Annotated in this window: 17 protein-coding genes; 12 read left to right on the top strand and 5 right to left on the bottom strand. The window is 65.2% G+C overall.

The genetic code is table 11. The annotated features are described in order from the left end of the window. Window positions 1–16 precede the first annotated feature (16 nt). A complete protein-coding gene (locus tag EJE94_RS03785; RefSeq protein ID WP_165904750.1) occupies window positions 17–1,159 on the bottom strand; it encodes an HPP family protein in 1,143 nt (380 codons plus the stop codon). Window positions 1,160–1,205: 46 nt separating this feature from the next. Between EJE94_RS03785 and EJE94_RS03780 the strand changes: the two genes are divergently transcribed. The 8 genes from EJE94_RS03780 (at window position 1,206) to EJE94_RS03745 (ending at window position 8,454) form a co-directional block, all read left to right on the top strand. Next, on the top strand, window positions 1,206–1,781 hold the full coding sequence (locus EJE94_RS03780) for an ANTAR domain-containing response regulator (protein WP_121240135.1): 576 nt from the start codon (window positions 1,206–1,208) through the stop codon (window positions 1,779–1,781). A gap of 269 nt (window positions 1,782–2,050) precedes the next feature. Then, window positions 2,051–3,295: a CmpA/NrtA family ABC transporter substrate-binding protein gene (locus EJE94_RS03775; protein ID WP_121240134.1), complete on the top strand. Its 1,245-nt coding sequence runs from the start codon at window positions 2,051–2,053 to the stop codon at window positions 3,293–3,295. Window positions 3,296–3,313: 18 nt separating this feature from the next. Continuing rightward, window positions 3,314–4,207, top strand: a complete 894-nt coding sequence (ntrB, locus tag EJE94_RS03770; protein WP_121240133.1) for a nitrate ABC transporter permease — start codon at window positions 3,314–3,316, stop codon at window positions 4,205–4,207. Window positions 4,208–4,217: 10 nt separating this feature from the next. Further along, on the top strand, window positions 4,218–5,009 hold the full coding sequence (locus tag EJE94_RS03765; protein ID WP_121240132.1) for an ABC transporter ATP-binding protein: 792 nt from the start codon (window positions 4,218–4,220) through the stop codon (window positions 5,007–5,009). 2 nt (window positions 5,010–5,011) lie between these two features. Then, a complete protein-coding gene (gene nirB / locus EJE94_RS03760) occupies window positions 5,012–7,456 on the top strand; it encodes a nitrite reductase large subunit NirB (RefSeq protein ID WP_121240131.1) in 2,445 nt (814 codons plus the stop codon). A gap of 20 nt (window positions 7,457–7,476) precedes the next feature. Further along, entirely contained in the window at window positions 7,477–7,791 is a 315-nt protein-coding gene (gene nirD, locus EJE94_RS03755; RefSeq protein ID WP_121240610.1) for a nitrite reductase small subunit NirD, read from the top strand. Window positions 7,792–7,876: 85 nt separating this feature from the next. Beyond that, a complete protein-coding gene (locus EJE94_RS03750) occupies window positions 7,877–8,161 on the top strand; it encodes a YlcI/YnfO family protein (RefSeq protein WP_121240130.1) in 285 nt (94 codons plus the stop codon). Then, window positions 8,149–8,454 carry a type II toxin-antitoxin system RelE/ParE family toxin gene (locus EJE94_RS03745; protein ID WP_121240129.1) on the top strand — a complete coding sequence of 102 codons (306 nt, stop codon included), beginning with the start codon at window positions 8,149–8,151 and terminating at the stop codon, window positions 8,452–8,454. Before EJE94_RS03750 ends, EJE94_RS03745 begins: the two co-directional genes overlap by 13 nt. Window positions 8,455–8,706: 252 nt before the next feature. On the opposite strand, the gene EJE94_RS03740 is transcribed toward EJE94_RS03745, so the two are convergent. From EJE94_RS03740 to EJE94_RS03730, 3 genes are all read right to left on the bottom strand, one after another. After that, on the bottom strand, window positions 8,707–9,879 hold the full coding sequence (locus EJE94_RS03740) for an endonuclease NucS domain-containing protein (protein ID WP_121240128.1): 1,173 nt from the start codon (window positions 9,877–9,879) through the stop codon (window positions 8,707–8,709). 261 nt (window positions 9,880–10,140) lie between these two features. Further along, window positions 10,141–11,304: a hypothetical protein gene (locus EJE94_RS03735; RefSeq protein ID WP_121240127.1), complete on the bottom strand. Its 1,164-nt coding sequence runs from the start codon at window positions 11,302–11,304 to the stop codon at window positions 10,141–10,143. Between the two features lie 82 nt (window positions 11,305–11,386). Then, window positions 11,387–14,167: a nitrate reductase gene (locus EJE94_RS03730; RefSeq protein WP_121240126.1), complete on the bottom strand. Its 2,781-nt coding sequence runs from the start codon at window positions 14,165–14,167 to the stop codon at window positions 11,387–11,389. A gap of 364 nt (window positions 14,168–14,531) precedes the next feature. Between EJE94_RS03730 and EJE94_RS03725 the strand changes: the two genes are divergently transcribed. From EJE94_RS03725 to EJE94_RS03710, 4 genes are read left to right on the top strand one after another with little or no spacing between them, the layout of a single operon-like run. After that, a complete protein-coding gene (locus EJE94_RS03725) occupies window positions 14,532–15,518 on the top strand; it encodes a TerC family protein (protein WP_121240125.1) in 987 nt (328 codons plus the stop codon). A 27-nt stretch (window positions 15,519–15,545) separates the two neighbouring features. Then, window positions 15,546–16,418, top strand: a complete 873-nt coding sequence (gene htpX / locus EJE94_RS03720; protein ID WP_121240124.1) for a protease HtpX — start codon at window positions 15,546–15,548, stop codon at window positions 16,416–16,418. Between the two features lie 12 nt (window positions 16,419–16,430). Then, a complete protein-coding gene (locus tag EJE94_RS03715) occupies window positions 16,431–16,994 on the top strand; it encodes a phosphatase PAP2 family protein (protein WP_121240123.1) in 564 nt (187 codons plus the stop codon). A gap of 7 nt (window positions 16,995–17,001) precedes the next feature. Beyond that, on the top strand, window positions 17,002–17,391 hold the full coding sequence (locus tag EJE94_RS03710; protein WP_121240122.1) for a diacylglycerol kinase: 390 nt from the start codon (window positions 17,002–17,004) through the stop codon (window positions 17,389–17,391). 25 nt (window positions 17,392–17,416) lie between these two features. Here EJE94_RS03710 and EJE94_RS03705 read toward each other — a convergent pair whose 3' ends face one another. Beyond that, window positions 17,417–17,827, bottom strand: coding sequence for a hypothetical protein (locus EJE94_RS03705; RefSeq protein WP_121240121.1), 411 nt, complete (start codon window positions 17,825–17,827; stop codon window positions 17,417–17,419). Window positions 17,828–17,938 lie beyond the last annotated feature (111 nt).

The raw sequence follows: 17,938 nt of genomic DNA, 5'->3' as shown, positions 1-17,938 counted from the left end.
CCTAACAGCCTGTCGCTCAAGACACCGAACCGCAGCCGCGGTAGAGCGCCGCAATGAGATCCGACTGGGTGATGACACCGAGCAGCCGGCGCTCGCCATCGACGACCGCCGCCAGATGGTCGCCGCGCGACATGGGCTCCACCAGTTCGGCCACGTGCGCATCGGCGGCAACGACCCGCACTTCGCGGCGCATGATCGACGCGGTCGAGGCGTCGCGCGCGAAGTTGAAGCGCAGCAGGCGGAGGATGCGGTCGCGCACGCCGCACGCCGTGCGGGCCTTGGCGGCGCTCACGAAGTCCTCGAGGCCCAGCACGCCCACGACGCGGTTGAGGCTGTCGACCACCAGCAGCACGACCAGCCGGTGGCGGCGCAGCGTGCGCCAGGCCTCGAGCAGGCTGGTATCCGGCCGCACGGTGAACGCCACATGGGTCATGATGTCGGCGCAGGCGAGTTCGCCGAAGGCGCGGCGGAAGGCGAGTTGCTCCGCCTGCTCGACGATCTCGTCGAGCTCCTCGTTGCTGACGTCGACCAGGTGGCCGTAGCCACGCAGCGCGGCATGCAGGTCCTGGCGACGCAGCCCGAGGCGGTCGCGCGGCTCCGCCTCGTCGTCCGGCCCGCGCTCGAGTTCCTGCGGCAGCAGCCGCGGGTAGTGCCTTCCGGGCATCAGGTTGTTGATGATCAGGGCTGCGGCCAGCAGCAGCAGCGCATTGAACAGGACCGGCATCAGCAGGTACTGCCAGCCGAGGGCGACGACCCTCTCGCCGCCGATGACCGCGAACAGGGCCACCGCACCGCCGGGCGGATGCAGGCAGCGCAACAGCAGCATGCCCAGCGTGCCCAGTCCCACCGCCAGCGCCGCCGCCAGCACCACGTGGGGCAGCGCATGCGCACCGACGACGCCGGCCGCGGCGCAAACCAGATAACCGCCGACCAGCGCCCACGGCTGCGCCAGTGGGCTGGTGGGCAGCGCCAGCAGGATCACCGCCGAGGCGCCGACCGCGGCGACCAACAGGGGAGAACTGCCGAGAAGCCAGGCCGAGAGCCCGGCCGTGGCCAGCACGCCGGCTGCAACCGCCAGCGCCGAGCGCAGCTGCTCGGCGGCGGGAACGTTGCTCGGGTCCGGTTTGAGGCGCAGCCAAGCCGCGCGCAGGGGGTTCATGCGGCAATTGTAGAGGGACTGGCCTGGCAATTGCTTGATAGACGTCATGCTGCGCGTACTGGTCATCGATGAACTGGAAGCCCGGGCAGGCGAGATCTGCGCCGGCCTGGCACTGGCCGGCCACCAGGTGGCGGCGCTGCTGCCGACAGCGGCCGACCTCACGCGCCGCGTCGAGGAGATCGGCCCCGACGTGATATTGATCCAGACCGACGCACCGTCGCGCGACACGCTCGAACACCTGGCCGTGATCAATGCCGCAGCGCCGCGGCCGGTGGTGATGTTCGCCAAGAACCGCGACGGCCGCGTCATGCGCAAGGCCTTCAAGGCCGGGGTGTCGGCCTATGTGGTGGATGGCCTGACGCCGGGACGGCTGGCGCCGGTGATCGACGTGGCCATCGCCCGCTTCGAGGAGCATCAGGAACTCCGGCGCGAGCGCGACGTCGCCACCCAGGCGCTGGCCGAGCGCAAGACCATCGACCGCGCCAAGGGCGTGCTGATGAAGGCGCGCGGCATGGACGAGCAGGCCGCCTACGCCGCACTGCGCAAGCTGGCGATGGATCGCGGCCAGACTTTGGGTCGCGCGGCGGCCGACGTGGTGGAGATGGCCAAGGTCTTGTTGTAGTGCATCAGGCGGCGCTAATGCACCAGTGTGGTGCGCCGATGCGGCCAGGGCCTCAATCCAAAAAGTCGGCGCTGGCGCCATGCCGATCCCGTCACGGCAAGGGTTTCCGACCGATTTCACAGACCTGGCACGGCCATTGCTGAAGTGAGGCCAAGCGCGGGTCAATGACGATCCGCATCGGACAACGGCGTCCATTGCCCCTGAGGGACTTCCCCGGGTGCGGTGGACGCCTTTTTCTTTTCTGGAATCGCAATGACAAGGAGTCGGACATGGACAGCAAATCGGGATTCAATCGCCGCGACTTTCTGCTCGCCTCGGCGGGCACGGGACTGATGGCCATGGTGCCGCCGGGCGTGCGCTCAGGCGCCTGGGCCGCGGGCTCGGACGCGCCAGAGAAGAAGGAAGTGCGCATCGGCTTCATTCCGCTGACCGACTGCTCGTCGGTGGTGATGGCCGCGGTGCAGAAGTTCGACGAGAAGTACGGCATCAAGATCATCCCGACCAAGGAAGCCTCGTGGGCCAGCGTCCGCGACAAGCTGGTCAACGGCGAGCTCGACGCCGCCCACGTGCTCTACGGCCTGGTCTACGGCGTGCAACTGGGCATCGGCGGGCCGAAGAAGGACATGAACATCCTGATGACCCTGAACCAGAACGGCCAGGCCATCACGCTCTCCAACCAGCTCAAGGACAAGGGCGCCACCGACGGCACCAAGCTCGCCGCCCTGATCGCGAAGAAGGAGCGCGAATACACCTTCGCCCAGACCTTCCCCACCGGCACCCACGCCATGTGGCTCTATTACTGGCTGGCGGCGCACGGCATCAACCCGATGAAGGACACGAAAATCATTACCGTGCCGCCGCCGCAGATGGTCGCCAACATGCGCGTCGGCAACATGGATGGCTACTGCGTCGGCGAGCCCTGGGGCAATCGCGCCATCGTGGACAACATCGGCTTCACCGCCGTGACGACGCAGGACATCTGGGTCGACCATCCGGAGAAGGTACTGGGCACGACGGCCGACTGGGTGGCGAAAAACCCGAATACGGCGCGCGCCATGACGGCCGCCATCATCGACGCCGGCAAGTGGATCGACGCCTCGCTCGGCAACAAGCAGAAGACCGCCGAGACCGTCGCCAACAAGGCCTATGTCAACACCGACGCCGACGTCATCGTCGCCCGCATGCTCGGCCGCTACTCCAACGGCCTGGGCAAGACCTGGGACGACAAGAACGCGATGAAGTTCTTCAGCGACGGCAACGCCTCCTTCCCCTACCTGTCGGACGCGATGTGGTTCATGACCCAGCACAAGCGCTGGGGCCTGCTCAAGGACGACCCGGACTACCTGGCCGTGGCGAAGAAGGTCAACCGCATCGACATCTACAAGCAAGCGGCGACCGCCGCCGGCGTGGCCGTGCCGAAGAGCGACATGCGCAGCCACAAGCTGATCGACGGCACGGTGTGGGACGGCAAGGACCCGAAGAAGTACGCCGCCTCGTTCAAGGTGCATGCGTAATCCGTGAAGGAGAATGAAATGAGCACTGTTGTCGCATTGAAGCCTGTCGTGGCCGCGGCGACGGCCCCGCCGCGATCTGTGGCCGCCGCCGCCGAACCTGCCCCCCCGCCACCCGTCAGCCACCATGAGGCCGCCGGGCGGCTGCGCGATGTCCTGCGCAACGTGATTCCGCCGGTCTTCGGCTTCGGGCTGCTGCTCGGCATCTGGGCGCTGGTGGCGATGAAGGCCGGCGCCATACCCGGCCCCGGCCAAACCTGGGTCGCTGCGGTCAAGCTCTTCGCCGATCCCTTCTATCGCAACGGCCCCAACGACCAGGGCATCGGCTGGAACGTGCTGGCCTCGCTGCAGCGTGTCGGCATCGGATTCGGCGTGGCGGCGGCCATCGGCATCCCCATGGGCTTCCTGCTCGGCCGCTTCAACTTCATGAACCGCATGCTCGACCCGATCATCAGCCTGCTGCGCCCGGTCAGTCCGCTGGCGTGGCTGCCGATCGGCCTGCTGGTGTTCAAGAAGGCCGACCCGGCCGCGACGTGGACGATTTTCATCTGCTCCATCTGGCCGATGATCCTCAACACCGCCGAGGGCGTGCGCCGCGTGCCGCAGGACTACCTCAACGTCGCCCGCGTGCTCGGCCTGCCCGAAACCAAGGTGATCACCCGCATCCTCTTCCCCGCCGTGCTGCCCTACATGCTCACCGGCATCCGCCTGTCGATCGGCACCGCCTGGCTGGTGATCGTCGCCGCGGAAATGCTCACCGGCGGCGTCGGCATCGGCTTCTGGGTGTGGGACGAGTGGAACAACCTCAAGGTCGAGCACATCGTGATCGCCATCTTCGTCATCGGCATCGTCGGCCTGATCCTCGAACAGATGCTGCTGTTCCTCGCCAAGCGCTTCAGCTACGAGTCACGCTAAGGAAACCGTCATGAACGCACTCGTCAAAATCGAAAGAGTCGGCCAGAGCTTCAACACCAAGAGCGGGCGCTTCACCGCGCTGCGCGACATCGACCTCGAAATCAGCAAGGGCGAAGTGGTCTCGCTGATCGGCCACTCCGGCTGCGGCAAGAGCACGCTGCTCAACCTCATCGCCGGGCTGACGCTGCCTTCCACCGGCGTGCTGCTGTGCGAGGACCGCGAGATTCCCGGCCCCGGGCCGGAGCGCGCGGTGGTGTTCCAGAACCATTCGCTGCTGCCGTGGATGACCTGCTTCGAGAACGTCATGCTCGGGGTCGAGCAGGTGTTCGGCCGCAAGGAGGGCAAGCCCAAGCTGAAGTCGCGCGTCGAGGAAGCGCTGGCGATGGTGCACATGGAGCACGCCATGCACAAGTATCCGCACGAAATCTCCGGCGGCATGAAGCAGCGCATCGGCATCGCCCGCGCCTTCGCCATGGAACCGAAGATCCTGCTGATGGACGAGCCCTTCGGCGCGCTCGACGCCCTGACCCGCGCCGCGCTGCAGGACGAACTCAACGGCGTCATGGCCAAGACCGGCGCGACGGTGGTTATGGTGACCCACGACGTCGACGAGGCGGTGCTGCTGTCCGACCGCATCGTGATGATGACCAACGGCCCGGCCGCGACCATCGGCGAGATCCTCGAGGTCAAGCTCGAGCGTCCGCGCGATCGCCTCGCGCTGGCCCACGACCCGGCTTTCGGCGAATACCGCGCCGCGGTGTTCGAGTTCCTCTATCGCAAGCAACTGAAGAAGGCTGCCTAATCATGAAGAAGCTCAAGCTCGTGATGATCGGCAACGGCATGGCCGGCTGCCGCACGCTCGAGGAACTCATCAAGCTCGCGCCGGACATGTACGACATCACCGTGTTCGGCGCCGAGCCGCATCCCAACTACAACCGCATCCTGCTCTCGCCGGTGCTGGCGGGCGAGATGACGCTGCCCGACATCGTGCTCAACGACCTCGCCTGGTACGAGGCCAACGACATCACCCTGCACGCCGGCAAGACGGTGACGAAGATCGACCGCGTCAAGCGCAAGGTCATCGCCGCCGACGGCACCGAGGCCGAGTACGACCGCCTGCTGCTCGCCACCGGCTCCTCGCCCTTCATCCTGCCGGTGCCGGGCAAGGACCTCGAAGGCGTCATCGCCTACCGCGACATCGCCGACACCGAGGCGATGATCGACGCGGCCCGGCATCACAAGCACGCCGTGGTGATCGGCGCCGGTCTGCTCGGCCTCGAAGCCGCCAACGGCCTCAAGCTGCGCGGCATGGACGTGACCGTGGTGCACCTCGCCGACTGGATCATGGAGCGCCAGCTCGACAAGACCGCCGCCGACCTGCTGCAGAAGTCGCTCGAAGCCAAGGGCCTCAAGTTCCTGCTCGGCAAGCAGACGGCGGAGCTCGTCGGCGGCGAGAGCGGCCGCGTCGCGGCGATCAAATTCAAGGACGGCGAATCCATTCCCGCCGAGCTAGTGGTGATGGCGGTCGGCATCCGCCCCAGCACCCAGCTCGCCGAATCGGCCGGCATCCACTGCAACCGCGGCATCGTGGTCAACGACACGCTGCAGACCTTCGACCCGAAGGTCTACGCCGTCGGCGAATGCGTCGCCCACCGCGGCATCGCCTATGGCCTGGTGGCGCCGCTGTTCGAGCAGGCCAAGGTCTGCGCCAACCACCTCGCCATGCACGGCATCGGCCGCTACCAGGGCTCGGTGACCTCGACCAAGCTCAAGGTCACCGGCATCGACGTGTTTTCGGCCGGCGACTTCATGGGCGGCGAGAATGTCGACGAGATCGTGCTGCACGATCCGGCCGGCGGCGTGTACAAGAAGCTGGTGCTCAAGGACGACACCCTCGTCGGCGCCGTGCTCTACGGCGACACCGCCGACGGCGCCTGGTATTTCCAGCTGCTCAAGGACAAGCAGAACGTCGCCGAGATCCGCGACCACCTGATGTTCGGTTCGCACCACGTCGGCGACGTCGGCCATGCCGGGCAATCGAAGGCGGCGGCCATGCCCGACACCGCCGAGGTCTGCGGCTGCAACGGCGTGTGCAAGGGCGACATCGTCAAGGCGATCAAGACCCACGGCCTGTTCACCATCGACGACGTGAGGAAGCACACCAAGGCGTCGTCTTCGTGCGGCTCCTGCACCGGCCTGGTCGAGCAGATCCTCGCCTCGACCGTCGGCGGCGCCTACCAACCAGCCGACACCAAGGACAAGCCGGTCTGCGGCTGCACCGAGCACCCGCACGGCGCCGTGCGCGCGGCAATTCGCGAGCAGCATCTGCTGACCATTCCCGAGGTGATGCACTTCATGGAGTGGAAGACGCCCAACGGCTGCGCGTCATGCCGCCCGGCGCTCAACTACTACCTGATCTCGACCTGGCCGCACGAGGCCAAGGACGATCCGCAATCGCGCTTCATCAACGAGCGCGCCCACGCCAACATCCAGCGCGACGGCACCTACTCGGTGATCCCGCGCATGTGGGGCGGCCTGACCACGCCGGCCGAGCTGCGCGTGATCGCCGACGTGGCCGAAAAGTACGAGGTGCCGACGGTGAAGATGACCGGCGGCGCGCGCATCGACCTGCTCGGCATTCCCAAGGACAAGCTGCCCGCGGTCTGGGCCGACCTCGGCAAGGGCGGCCTGGTGTCGGGCCACGCCTACGGCAAGTCGATCCGCACGGTGAAGACCTGCGTCGGCGCCGAACACTGCCGCTTCGGCACCCAGCTGTCGATGAGCATGGGCGTCAAGCTGGAGAAGATGCTGTTCGGCATGTGGGCGCCGCACAAGGTCAAGCTCGCGGTCAGTGGTTGTCCGCGCAACTGCGCCGAGGCCGGCATCAAGGACGTCGGCGTGATCGGCGTCGATTCCGGCTACGAACTCTACGTCGCCGGCAACGGCGGCATCAAGACCGAGGTGGCGATGTTCCTGTGCAAGGTGAAGTCGGACGAGGAGGTCATGGAATACTCGGCCGCCTTCCTCCAGCTCTACCGCGAGGAGGCCTACTACCTCGAGCGCACCTGCCACTACGTCGCCCGCGTCGGCCTCGAGCACGTCAAGAAGATCGTGGTCGAGAATGCGCCACGGCGCAAGGAACTGCACGAGCGCCTGCTGTTCGCGCTGCAGGACTACGAGGACCCGTGGGGCGAGGCGGTGGCCAAGCCGGTCAAGCGCAAGGAATATGAAATCCTGGAGATCGCCTGATGGGCGCGATAGAGACAGCCATGAAAACCGAATGGAAGCGCCTCTGCGCGCTCGACGAAATCCCCCAGCAGGGCAGCCGCGTTGTCAAATCGGCGAAAGGCGACATCGCGGTGTTCCGCACCGCGGCCGACGAGATCTTCGCGCTGCACGACAAGTGCCCGCACAAGGGCGGGCCGCTGTCGCAGGGCATCGTCGCCGGCAAGGTCGTCACCTGCCCGATGCACAGCTGGAAAATTCAGCTCGAGGACGGCGAAGCCGTCGCGCCCGACAAGGGCTGCAGCAAGTCCTTCGCGGTGAAGCTGGAAGGCGGCGAGGTCTGGCTGAAGCTGGGCTGAGCCCAGCTACGCCGCTTGGTCCGGCTTGCGACGCACGGACTGAGGGTGTTACCCTAGTGCTACTTCACAGCAAAAGGTGACCGGCATGTCCACCACGTCGTTGAAACTTCCGGACGAACTCAAGCAAAGGGCCGTTGCGGCAGCGCAGAATCAAGGCGTGTCGCCGCATGCGTTCATGGTCCATGCCATCGAGCAGGCGGCAACGGCCGCCGAGCGGCGGGCCGGCTTCGTGGCAGAGGCCCAGGCGGCACGGGAACAAATGCTGAAGACCGGCAAGGGTTACGACGCCGACGAGGTTCACGCCCATCTCAAGGCGCGCGTTGCCGGCAAGAAATCAGCCAAGCCTAAGGCCAGATCTTGGCGAGGCTGATCTATTCGGAACGGGCGCTTGCCGATCTTGAAAGGCTGACCGACTTCCTGGCCGGGAGCGATCGATCGGCGGCGGCGGAAACGATTGGATTGATAGAAGAAACCGTCGGATTATTACGACGCCATCCGTTGATCGGTCGTCCCGTCGAGCATCAATTGCGCGAGCTGGTGATATCCCGCGGCCGAACCGGTTACGTCGCCCTCTACAGCTTCGAAGAAGATCACGACGCCATCCTAGTTCTTGCCATTCGGCATCAACGCGAAGCGGGCTACTGGGATCAGGACGAGGACTGACTGCCGCGGACGTTCGCATCATCGGCTGTGAACCGCCGATCACGGAGAACCCGTGGCGGTTTGCCGATGTCTGCTATACCGATCATGAATCTGTATCCGCAACCCAAAGCGGCCAATTGCATTGCTCCAATCCAGACGTTCGGCAGTGTCAAGAAATCCGGGAGCGATTCGGTCTGAATTGGAACTGCTTCAGGGACTTTTCGAGTCATGCTCGAGTCATGCTTCTAAGTGAATTTCTTCGCGACGGCGCAATCATTTTCGCTGCAACCTTGCACGAACCTCAGCTAGTTCGAGCACCGAGATGTCACCGCTCTCACTAGCTGCGTACCGGAACTTTTCGTCGAATCCGTCGCTAATCAGCAGTCCGCGTACCGGCTTTCCATGCGCGAGGTGCTCTTTGACCCAGCCAATGTAACTGCGCAACTGAGAAAACGCCGGTAGCCCAGCTCGTATAACCTTCAATTCGATTACCAAGAAGCTGCCATTGCGTCGGTCGACACAGAGGAGGTCCATGAACCCCATTTGCCCGCTACCCCAAGAGCATGCGTATTGGCGCCCCGTGGTGCCATCTCCACCTTGAAACAGCCCAACATTGAAGTCTGGCGCCAACTTGCCAAGGTTTTCTACGAGATCATCCTCCAGCTCTTTTTCGGAAATAATGTCTTGCGATGCCCCCTCCGGCATCAAACGATTGACGGTCGATTTGAATCCGGGATTCGTCTTGGCGAGGATGCCCACCAAGTAACCCCAGACCTCTTCTGGTATCTCATATACCCGCTGCTGAAAGTTCCCACGTAGCGCTGGCCAGTGTTCTAACAGATATGGGTCTGCCTTGAGGTCGGCGCGTGGAATTGGGTTTGCCAACTTGAATCGCGGCATGTAGTCACAAACCCACGATCCTTCCCACTCCCCAGCCAATGTCTGATTTGGATCAATTCCGAGAGCAGTAGCTATGTCATTCCCCAATTGGCAATGCTCCTTCCAGAGCTTTGTATGCTTCTCCGGTACCGCATCGTCAGTCCATGAAAATACGTCATCGATCGTTATTCCAGCTTGCTCCGCATGCGCCTCAAGATCGCTATAGCGCTTTGCATAGGTACTATTTGTTGGATTGGCGAAAAGGTCTTCAACCCTCTTTTGGTACTGCGCCTTGGTTGGCGTTCCGGGCGGAGATGATCGCCAAATCGTTGCGCCCGAACGCGCCTCCATAAGGAAGGCAAGATCGGACTTCGGTCGACTCCGGTACAGAAGAATAAGATCTCCCGCCTTGGTGTCCTTGTGACACGTCCACCAATCGTCGGATCGTTCAGTTGGGTCCAACTTGGGATCGAGGTAGGCAGGATCATTGCCGTCTTCGTCCTCATAATAAGATTTGGATGTCACCCAAACCCAGAATCGCTTCTTGCATTCGTTGTGCATAGTCATGTTAGCTATCCCTATCTACCATGCCCATTCTGACGCTGAAGTAGCTCACTATGTGAGCCAATAGATGCCTGCATGCTGGATATTCATCAAAACTTTATCATTCTGCTGCCGGAAAGGTGATCTCCATCACATCGGGCGCTTGTGACGGTCAATCGAAAGGCCGCTTCTGGCTGGCTACGGAAGCCCAGCCTTTTTGAAGCGAACGTCCAACGACATGTTTGAGTAACCGCCCCGCGCGGAACGCGACCATCGGCTACGGCATCAAGCCGCGGCCCACTGCGCCGTAGCGATGCCTTCGCCGAGATCGGCTTCCACCAGTCTGCGGCGCACCTCGAGCAGCTGCTCGATCAGCGCCGGCTCGGCGCGGCCGTAGGCGTCGGCATCGGGGGTGCGCTTGACCACCACGCCGAGCAGCTCGGTGATGGCGTTGCCGATGGAGTTCTGGCTGATGGTGACGATCAGCTGTCCCTGGTCGTTGCGGTAGATCAGCTGCTTGAAGGCCGGCTGCCAGCGGATGGCGTTGGCGTACTTGGCGTCGTGGATGCAGCGGTCGCGCACCATCTTCGCGGCCGTGAGGAAATCGTTGTTGAACAGCAGCTTTTCCTCGACCAGCGCGGGGAAGTGGATGTCGCGCGGCAGCGGCGCGTTGCGCGTGCTCACCTGTGTGAAGAAGGTGCGATAGAAATCGATGAAGCCCTTGAGGATGATGTCGTATTCCCGCCAGAACTGCACTTCCCTGAGCGCCGCCGCGCCGCCCAGGACGCCCCAGCTCGGCAGGCCCTGCGGGTAGCCGGTCAGCGCCAGGCGACAGGCGCCCGACTCGCAGGGCTTGAGGATCTTGAGGTCGAGGCCGTCGAAGAAATTGCGATAGACCTCGCGCATATGGGCCTGGAACAGCGAGTGCTGGCCGCCGTCGGTGAGGTTGGGGTTGTTGGTGTCGGCCAGCGGCGCGGCGGCCAGGGCGGGCTTGTCGAAGACGATGAAATGGTTGTGCAGCATGCGGATGCTCGGCACGCCGGGCGAGGTCAGCGGCCAGGTCGCGTCGAGGCTGGCTTCGCCGGCCAGCACCAGGTGGGCGGCGGGGTCGGGATACTTTTCCAGCATGAACTCGATGATGATCTGGTTCATTCGGTTCCAGACGTTCTTCACCGGCTCCGGCACCTGGGTGCGCCGCACCGGCCGGCCCAGCGGGTCGAGGATGCTTTGCGAGGTGTTGTAGATGATCGAGGCGTCGAAGACGTTGCTGTGGCCGAGCGCCTTGCGGTAGAGGATCAGGCCTTCGGGGTTGGCGAGCAGGCCGTTGTTGTGGACGAGGTCGTTGAGGTTCTCGGTGCTGTTGAAGAACTCGTTGGGCTTCATCCCCTCCGGCACGTCGAGCGGAATGGGGCGGAAGGGGGTGACGATCTCTCTGGGGCCGGACTGCATGGGATTGACCTCGGGCGATGGGCTGGGCGGAAAGCATCATACTTTCGCCCACGCGCCGCCGCCGCGGAATGATTCAGGTCAATCAGGCTGCCTGCTTCGCCAGTCCCTGCAGTCGCTTGAGTTCCGGCAGGCAGGAACCGCAGGAGGTACCGCATTGCCGCTTCTCCTGCAGTGCGGCGAGGTCGAGGCCGGCGCGGTAGTCGGCGACGATCTCGGCCTCGGACACATCGAAGCAGTTGCAGACGACCCGGCCGCGCGCGCTGCCGCCGGCCGGCGGCTCGGCCAGCGGGGCGAGCAGCCAGCGGCGCACGGGTTCGAGCGGCGCCTTGCCGGTCATCATGTCCTTGAGCCAGCCGGCGGCGGCGGTTTCGCCGGCGAGGCGTACGGCGACGAGTTCGCCGTCCTCGATCAGCGCGCGCTTCTGGATGTTGCGGCGGGCATCGTCGAAGCGCAGGGTCAGCGGATCATCGAGGCCGAGCAGGCGGTCAAGTTCGGCCAGATCCGCGGCGGGCAGCGGCTCGCCCCAGGCGTTGAAGACGACCACCGGATCGTCGCGGCCGGCCAGCGTCAGCGTGGCGTGGGTGAAGCGGGCGAGCCAGGGTTGCAGCGAGCGCATGATCGCCGTCCCGCCAGCGCCGACTTTTTTCAAGACAGACAGCCGCCACGGCACCGACAGCTTCTCGACCTGGATCGCCGCATGCTTGAGCTCGGGCTGCTTGGAGTAGGGATCGAAGGCGGCGATGGTCAGGGCATTGGCGCCGGCGCTGTCCATGAAGCGGCGGCCCCAGTGCATGGGCAGAAAGACCTGGCCGGTGCGCAGGGTGTCCGATGCGCGCACGCGCAGGGCGATGCCGCCGCGCCGGCTCTTCGCCCGCACCAGGTCGCCGTCCTTGAGCTGGCGCCGTTCCATGTCCTTGGCGTTGAGCTCGAGCACCGGCTCGGGTTCGTGGCTGTAGAGCCGCGCCACCGTGCCTGTGCGGCTCATGCCGTGCCACTGGTCGCGCAGGCGGCCGGTGGTGAGGCGCAGCGGATAACGCGCGTCGATGGCTTCGGCCGTGGGCTGGTGCTTGACCGCGACGAAGCGCGCGCGGCCCGAGGGCGTCGGAAAGACGCCGTCCACGTAGAGCCGCGTCCTACCGCTGGCCGCACCTGTGGGGCAGGGCCATTGCTGCGGTCCCTGGTTTTCCAGTCGCGCATAGGACAGGCCCGTGATGTCGAGGTCGCGGCCGCGCGTCGTCTCGGCATGGTCGATGAAAATCTGCTCGGATCGAACGTAGGGGAACATCGCCGCGGCCTGTTGCGCACGGCCCAGGGCGATGCCGAGACGGCGGGAAAAATCGGCGGCGATGTCCCAGTCGGCGCGCGCCTCGCCGGGTGCGGCAGACGCGGCAAGCACCCGCGAGATCCGCCGCTCGGAATTGGTCACCGTGCCTTCCTTCTCGCCCCAGCTCGACGCCGGCAGCAGCAGGTCGGCGAACTCGGCGGTGTCGGTGTCTGCATAGGCCTCCTGCACCACGACGAAATCGCAGCGCGCCAGCGCCTCGCGCACCTTGTCGGCCTCGGGCAAGGACTGCGCCGGGTTGGTGCAGGCGATCCACAGCGCCTTGATTTTGCCGGCATGCACGGCGTCGAACAGTTCCACCGCGGACAGCCCCGGAGCTTCCGGCACGCTGTCCACGCCCCACAGTTCGGCGATCTCGGCGCGGTGCTCGGGGTTGGCGAGCTCGCGGTGGCCGGGCAGCAGCGTGGCCATGCCGCCGGCCTCGCGCCCACCCATGGCGTTGGGCTGGCCGGTGAGCGAGAAGGGACCGCAGCCCGGCTTGCCGATCTTGCCCGTGGCCAGGTGCAGGTGTATCAGCGCGGCGTTGTTGTGGCTGCCGTGGCTGGATTGGTTCAATCCCTGGCAGTAGAGTGAGAGCGTGGCCGCGCCCGCCGCGCCGAACCACTGCGCCGCCTTGACGATGTCCTCTGCCGGCACGCCGCAGAGGTCAGCGGCAAAAGCCGGCGTGTAGTCGCGGACGATGGCCTTGAGCGCCTCGAAGCCTTCCGTGTGCGCGGCGATGTAGGCATTGTCGACCAGACCCTCCCACAGCATCACGTGCAGCATGGCGTTGTAGAGCGCGATGTCGCTGCCGGGGAGGATGGGCAGGAAGAGGTCGGCGGCCTCGGCGGTGTCGGTGCGGCGCGGATCGACGACGATGATCTTAAGTTCGGGATTGGCCTTCTTCGCGTCCTCGATGCGGCGGAACAGTACCGGATGCGCCCACGCGGTGTTGGAGCCGGCGATGAACAGGCAGTCGGCCTGCGCGATGTCGTCGTAGGCGCAGGGCGGCGCGTCGGCACCCAGGGTCATCTTGTAGCCGGTGACCGCGCTCGACATGCACAGGCGCGAATTGGTGTCGATGTTGTTGGTGCCGATCAGGCCCTTGGCGAGCTTGTTGAAGACGTAGTAGTCCTCGGTCAGCAGCTGGCCCGAAACGTAGAAGGCGACGCTGTCGGGGCCGTGCTCGCGGATTGTTGCGGCGAAGCGTGCGGCGGCGTGGTCGAGCGCGGCGTCCCAGGAGCGCCGGCTTCTCGGCGCGGCCTTGGATTCGCGCAGCTCCGGATGGGCGGCGCGCAACGCCAACGTTGCGGGCGTTGCGGAAAGGTGCAGCGTCGCTCCCTTGGTGCACAGGCGGCCGAAGTTGGCCGGGTGGTCGGGGTCGCCGCGCACGCCGGTGATGCGCTCGCCGTCGGACTCGATGATGACGCCGCAGCCGACGCCGCAGTAGCAACAAGTGGATTTGGTTTCGGCGTAACGCTCGCTATCGCGGGCATTAGGCTTCTCTGGAACTCCGCTCTGTTTCGTTTTCGTTTCGATCATGGCAAAAACAAATGCAAGCCACGTGCCACACGTGAAAGCGCCTTCGGCTGGCGCCGTCTCGCCGGTGCCGACTTTTCAGGCACCGAATCGGTGCAGCCTGACAGGAGCCGTACCAAGTCGGTGCCGCCCGAAAAGTAGTTGACAGTATTTGTCGGGATATATATCTTGGCCGCCATAGGGGAGTAGCTTCTCGCCGGCACATCGTCATCACGGCTGAATCGAAAGATTCACCCGGTGTCCGGGCAACGGTTCCAGCGTTGCAAGCAAGACCTAGCCGAAGGGCAGGCCTTGTCGCGCACGCACCATGCAAGACGGTCTGAATCCTTCGTGATCAGGCCGTTTTTGTTTGCCCGGAGGAAACGTCATGGAAACGATAGGCACCTGGTGGATGTGGGCGGGCTTCTTCGCCATCGTCCTCGTCATGCTCGCCGCCGACCTGCTGCTGCTCAAGGGCGGCAAGGAGCACCGCGTCTCGCTCAAGGAGGCCGCCGCCTGGTCGGCGGTGTGGGTCACGGTGGCGCTGCTGTTCAACCTCGCGCTCTGGTGGCATCTCGACGGCGCCGCCGGCCGCGAGGTGGCCAACCAGAAGGGGCTGGAGTTCCTCACCGGCTACCTGATCGAGAAGTCGCTGGCCGTGGACAACGTCTTCGTCTGGCTGATGATCTTCAACTTCTTCGCCGTGCCCATCGCGCTGCAGCGCCGCGTGCTGCTCTACGGCGTGCTCGGCGCCATCGTCCTGCGCACCCTCATGGTGTTCCTCGGCGCCTGGCTGATCACCCAGTTCCACTGGCTGCTCTACATCTTCGGCGCCTTCCTGCTGGTCACCGGCATCAAGATGATGTGGTTCGCCGAGCACAAGCCCGACCTCGCGGCCAACCCGCTGGTCAGGTGGTTCCGCCATCACTACCCGATCACGCCGACGCTCGAGGGCGAGCGCTTCTTCGTGATGCAGGCGGGCGTGCGCTACGCCACGCCGCTGCTACTGGTGCTGGTGCTGGTCGAGGTCACCGACGTGATCTTCGCCGTCGACAGCATTCCGGCGATCTTCGCGGTCACGACCGACCCCTTCATCGTGCTGACCTCGAACATCTTCGCCATACTCGGCTTGCGCGCGATGTACTTCCTGCTCGCCGATTTCGCCGACCGCTTCGTGCTGCTGAAGTACGGGCTGGCGCTGATCCTGATGTTCATCGGCGGCAAGATGCTGATCGTGGATTTCTTCAAGATCCCGGTGCTGGTTTCGCTCGGCGTGGTCGCGGTCATCCTCGCCGCCTCGATCTGGCTCAGCTTGCGCCGCACCCGCCCGACGACCGGAGCGGCTATTGAACCCGCCGCCGGCGACAGCATCTAAAGCCCTGTTCCTGAAAGGAGATAGACCATGAAACGCATCTTCCTCTTCCTCGTCACCAACATCGCAGTGGTGGTGACCCTGTCCGTCGTCGCCAGCGTGCTGGGCATCAACCAGTATTTGACGGCGCAGGGAATCGACTTCGGCGCGCTGCTGATGTTCGCCGCCGTGTTCGGCTTCGGCGGCGCCTTCATCTCGCTGGCCATCTCCAAGTGGTCGGCGAAGATGGCGGTCGGCGCGCAGACCATCGAGGTGCCGCGCAACTCGGCCGAATACTGGCTGGTCGACACCGTCAAGCGCCAGGCCCAGGCCGCCGGCATCGGCATGCCCGAGGTGGCGATCTACGAGTCGCCCGAGGTGAACGCCTTCGCCACCGGCATGAGCCGCAACAACGCGCTGGTCGCGGTATCCACCGGTCTGCTCGAGCGCATGACGCGCGAGGAGGCCGAGGCCGTGCTCGGCCACGAAGTGTCCCACGTCGCCAACGGCGACATGGTGACGCTGACGCTGATCCAGGGCGTGCTCAACACCTTCGTCATCTTCCTCTCGCGCGCCATCGGCTACTTCGTCGACCGCGTGGTGCTGAAGAACCAGGAAGGGCCGGGGCTGGGCTACTACCTGACGCACATCGTGCTCGAGATCCTCTTCGGCATACTCGCCTCGATCGTGGTGATGTGGTTCTCGCGCCAGCGCGAGTTCCGCGCCGACGCCGGCGGCGCGCGGCTGGCCGGCCGCAGCAAGATGATCGCCGCACTGCAGCGCCTGCAGTCGATCCAGGAGGAATCGCACCTGCCCGAGAAGGTCGCGGCCTTCGGCATCAAGGGCCGCGCGGGCTGGATGGCGCTGTTCTCGACCCACCCGCCGCTGGAGCAGCGCATTGAGGCGCTGCGCGCGGCGGGCTGAGCGGGTCGGCCGATGATCGCCTGGATCGAAGGCATCGACGCCGGCCTGCTCGGCTGGCTGGCCACCCAGCGCACGCCGCTGCTCGACGGCTTCTTCGCGGCGGTCACCTGGGCCGGTTCGCTGTGGCTGATCGCGCCGGCCAGCCTCGCCCTGGCGTGGCTCGCCTGGCGCCACGGCCAGCGCACCGCCGCGCTGCTGCTCGGCCTCGGCCCGCTCGCGGCGAGCCTGGCGAGCTGGGCGCTGAAGCTGGCCTGCGATCGCACGCGCCCCGACACCTTTCCCCCCCTCATTCCCCTGCCGGCCGACGCCTCGTTTCCGAGCGGCCATACGGTGCAGGCGACCGCCTTTGCCCTCACCCTCCTGCTGGCCTTGCATGCGAGCGGACGCGAAGTAACGGTGGCGATGGCCGCCGTAGCGCTCGGCTACGTCGCCCTGATCGGCCTCTCGCGCCTCTACCTGCAGGTGCATTACCCGAGCGACGTCGTCGCCGGCATGGTGGTCGGCGTGGTCGGCGTGGTCGGCGTCCTCGCAGTCCATGCCCTGATCGCTCCGCGCTCCGCGCGCCTCTTCCAGTGAGCATGCGATGAGACACAAGTTCCTCGGCATCGGCAGCAGCGGCTACCACCCGCTGCGCAAGATCCGCACCGTCTGGTCTGGGCTGCGCTACGCGGTGCGCTACGACTTCAGCGTCACCTACAAGCTGGTGCTGTCGGCGCTGGTACTCGCCGCCGCCTTCGTATTCAGGGAATCGCTGGATTTCCTGCTGATTCTCGTCGCCACCGGCATGGTGCTGTTCGCCGAGATGATGAACAGCGCGGTCGAAGCCCTCTGCGACTTCGTCGAAGAGGGGCACAACGAGAAAATCGGTGTGATCAAGGACATCGCCGCCGCCGCAGTCGGCGTCAGCATCGCCGTCTGGTGCGTGGTGCTGGGCTTCGAGATCGCCCAGATGTGGTCGCGGCCGGGCGCCTGAGCCCCGCGGCCGCATCCCTGCCCCGTCAGGCCGCGCGGGCGACGTCCTCGGGCTCGGGGTCGCCCTGCCACAGCATGTCGTAGCCGAGTTCGCGCGATTCGCTGCACATCTTTATCAGTGCCGAGAACTTCTCGTTGAACGCCGTGTCGGCATGGCTCTTCTCGTGCTCCTCGAAGGAGTTCCAGAAGGTCACGATGGCGATGTGGTCCTGCGTCTGGCCGGTGCCGCCGACCGACCCCTCGTCCGAGACGAAGCCGGCGAACTTGTAGACCTGGCCGGCGATGAAGCCGCCCTTCTTGCCGCCGTAGGTGTTCTTGACGACGTTGCACATCTCGCCGAGCGCCATCTCGACCTGTTCGAGCGTGACGCCGGGCTTGAGCTTGACCTCGTTGAAAAGCATCTTGCAGCCGAAGGGAATGCTGACGGGATGATACATGGTGGGGTTTCCTCTCTTATGAATGCATTGGGTGCATTGATAGTCGGGATGCCCCGGCGGCATTTCAACCGCGAGACGATGAGGGTCTTGGGTGGCGCCGGCGGGGTGGCG

Origin of the sequence: Sulfurisoma sediminicola (assembly GCF_003865015.1) — a bacterium.
Taxonomy (GTDB): Bacteria; Pseudomonadota; Gammaproteobacteria; order Burkholderiales; family Rhodocyclaceae; genus Sulfurisoma; species Sulfurisoma sediminicola.
The sequence above is the reverse complement of the archived record's forward strand: the minus strand, read 5'-3'. Positions and strand labels throughout refer to the sequence as shown.

Bases quoted from the DNA above. Each gene is read 5' to 3' on its own strand.
- htpX (WP_121240124.1), top strand. From the start codon at position 15,546: ATGAAACGCATCTTCCTCTTCCTCGTCACCAACATCGCAGTGGTGGTG.
- EJE94_RS03730 (WP_121240126.1), bottom strand. From the start codon at position 14,167: ATGATCGAAACGAAAACGAAACAGAGCGGAGTTCCAGAGAAGCCTAAT.
- EJE94_RS03785 (WP_165904750.1), bottom strand. From the start codon at position 1,159: ATGAACCCCCTGCGCGCGGCTTGGCTGCGCCTCAAACCGGACCCGAGC.
- ntrB (WP_121240133.1), top strand. From the start codon at position 3,314: ATGAGCACTGTTGTCGCATTGAAGCCTGTCGTGGCCGCGGCGACGGCC.
- EJE94_RS03780 (WP_121240135.1), top strand. From the start codon at position 1,206: ATGCTGCGCGTACTGGTCATCGATGAACTGGAAGCCCGGGCAGGCGAG.
- EJE94_RS03740 (WP_121240128.1), bottom strand. From the start codon at position 9,879: ATGACTATGCACAACGAATGCAAGAAGCGATTCTGGGTTTGGGTGACA.
- nirB (WP_121240131.1), top strand. From the start codon at position 5,012: ATGAAGAAGCTCAAGCTCGTGATGATCGGCAACGGCATGGCCGGCTGC.
- EJE94_RS03775 (WP_121240134.1), top strand. From the start codon at position 2,051: ATGGACAGCAAATCGGGATTCAATCGCCGCGACTTTCTGCTCGCCTCG.
- EJE94_RS03750 (WP_121240130.1), top strand. From the start codon at position 7,877: ATGTCCACCACGTCGTTGAAACTTCCGGACGAACTCAAGCAAAGGGCC.
- EJE94_RS03725 (WP_121240125.1), top strand. From the start codon at position 14,532: ATGGAAACGATAGGCACCTGGTGGATGTGGGCGGGCTTCTTCGCCATC.
- EJE94_RS03715 (WP_121240123.1), top strand. From the start codon at position 16,431: ATGATCGCCTGGATCGAAGGCATCGACGCCGGCCTGCTCGGCTGGCTG.
- nirD (WP_121240610.1), top strand. From the start codon at position 7,477: ATGAAAACCGAATGGAAGCGCCTCTGCGCGCTCGACGAAATCCCCCAG.
- EJE94_RS03705 (WP_121240121.1), bottom strand. From the start codon at position 17,827: ATGTATCATCCCGTCAGCATTCCCTTCGGCTGCAAGATGCTTTTCAAC.
- EJE94_RS03765 (WP_121240132.1), top strand. From the start codon at position 4,218: ATGAACGCACTCGTCAAAATCGAAAGAGTCGGCCAGAGCTTCAACACC.
- EJE94_RS03735 (WP_121240127.1), bottom strand. From the start codon at position 11,304: ATGCAGTCCGGCCCCAGAGAGATCGTCACCCCCTTCCGCCCCATTCCG.
- EJE94_RS03710 (WP_121240122.1), top strand. From the start codon at position 17,002: ATGAGACACAAGTTCCTCGGCATCGGCAGCAGCGGCTACCACCCGCTG.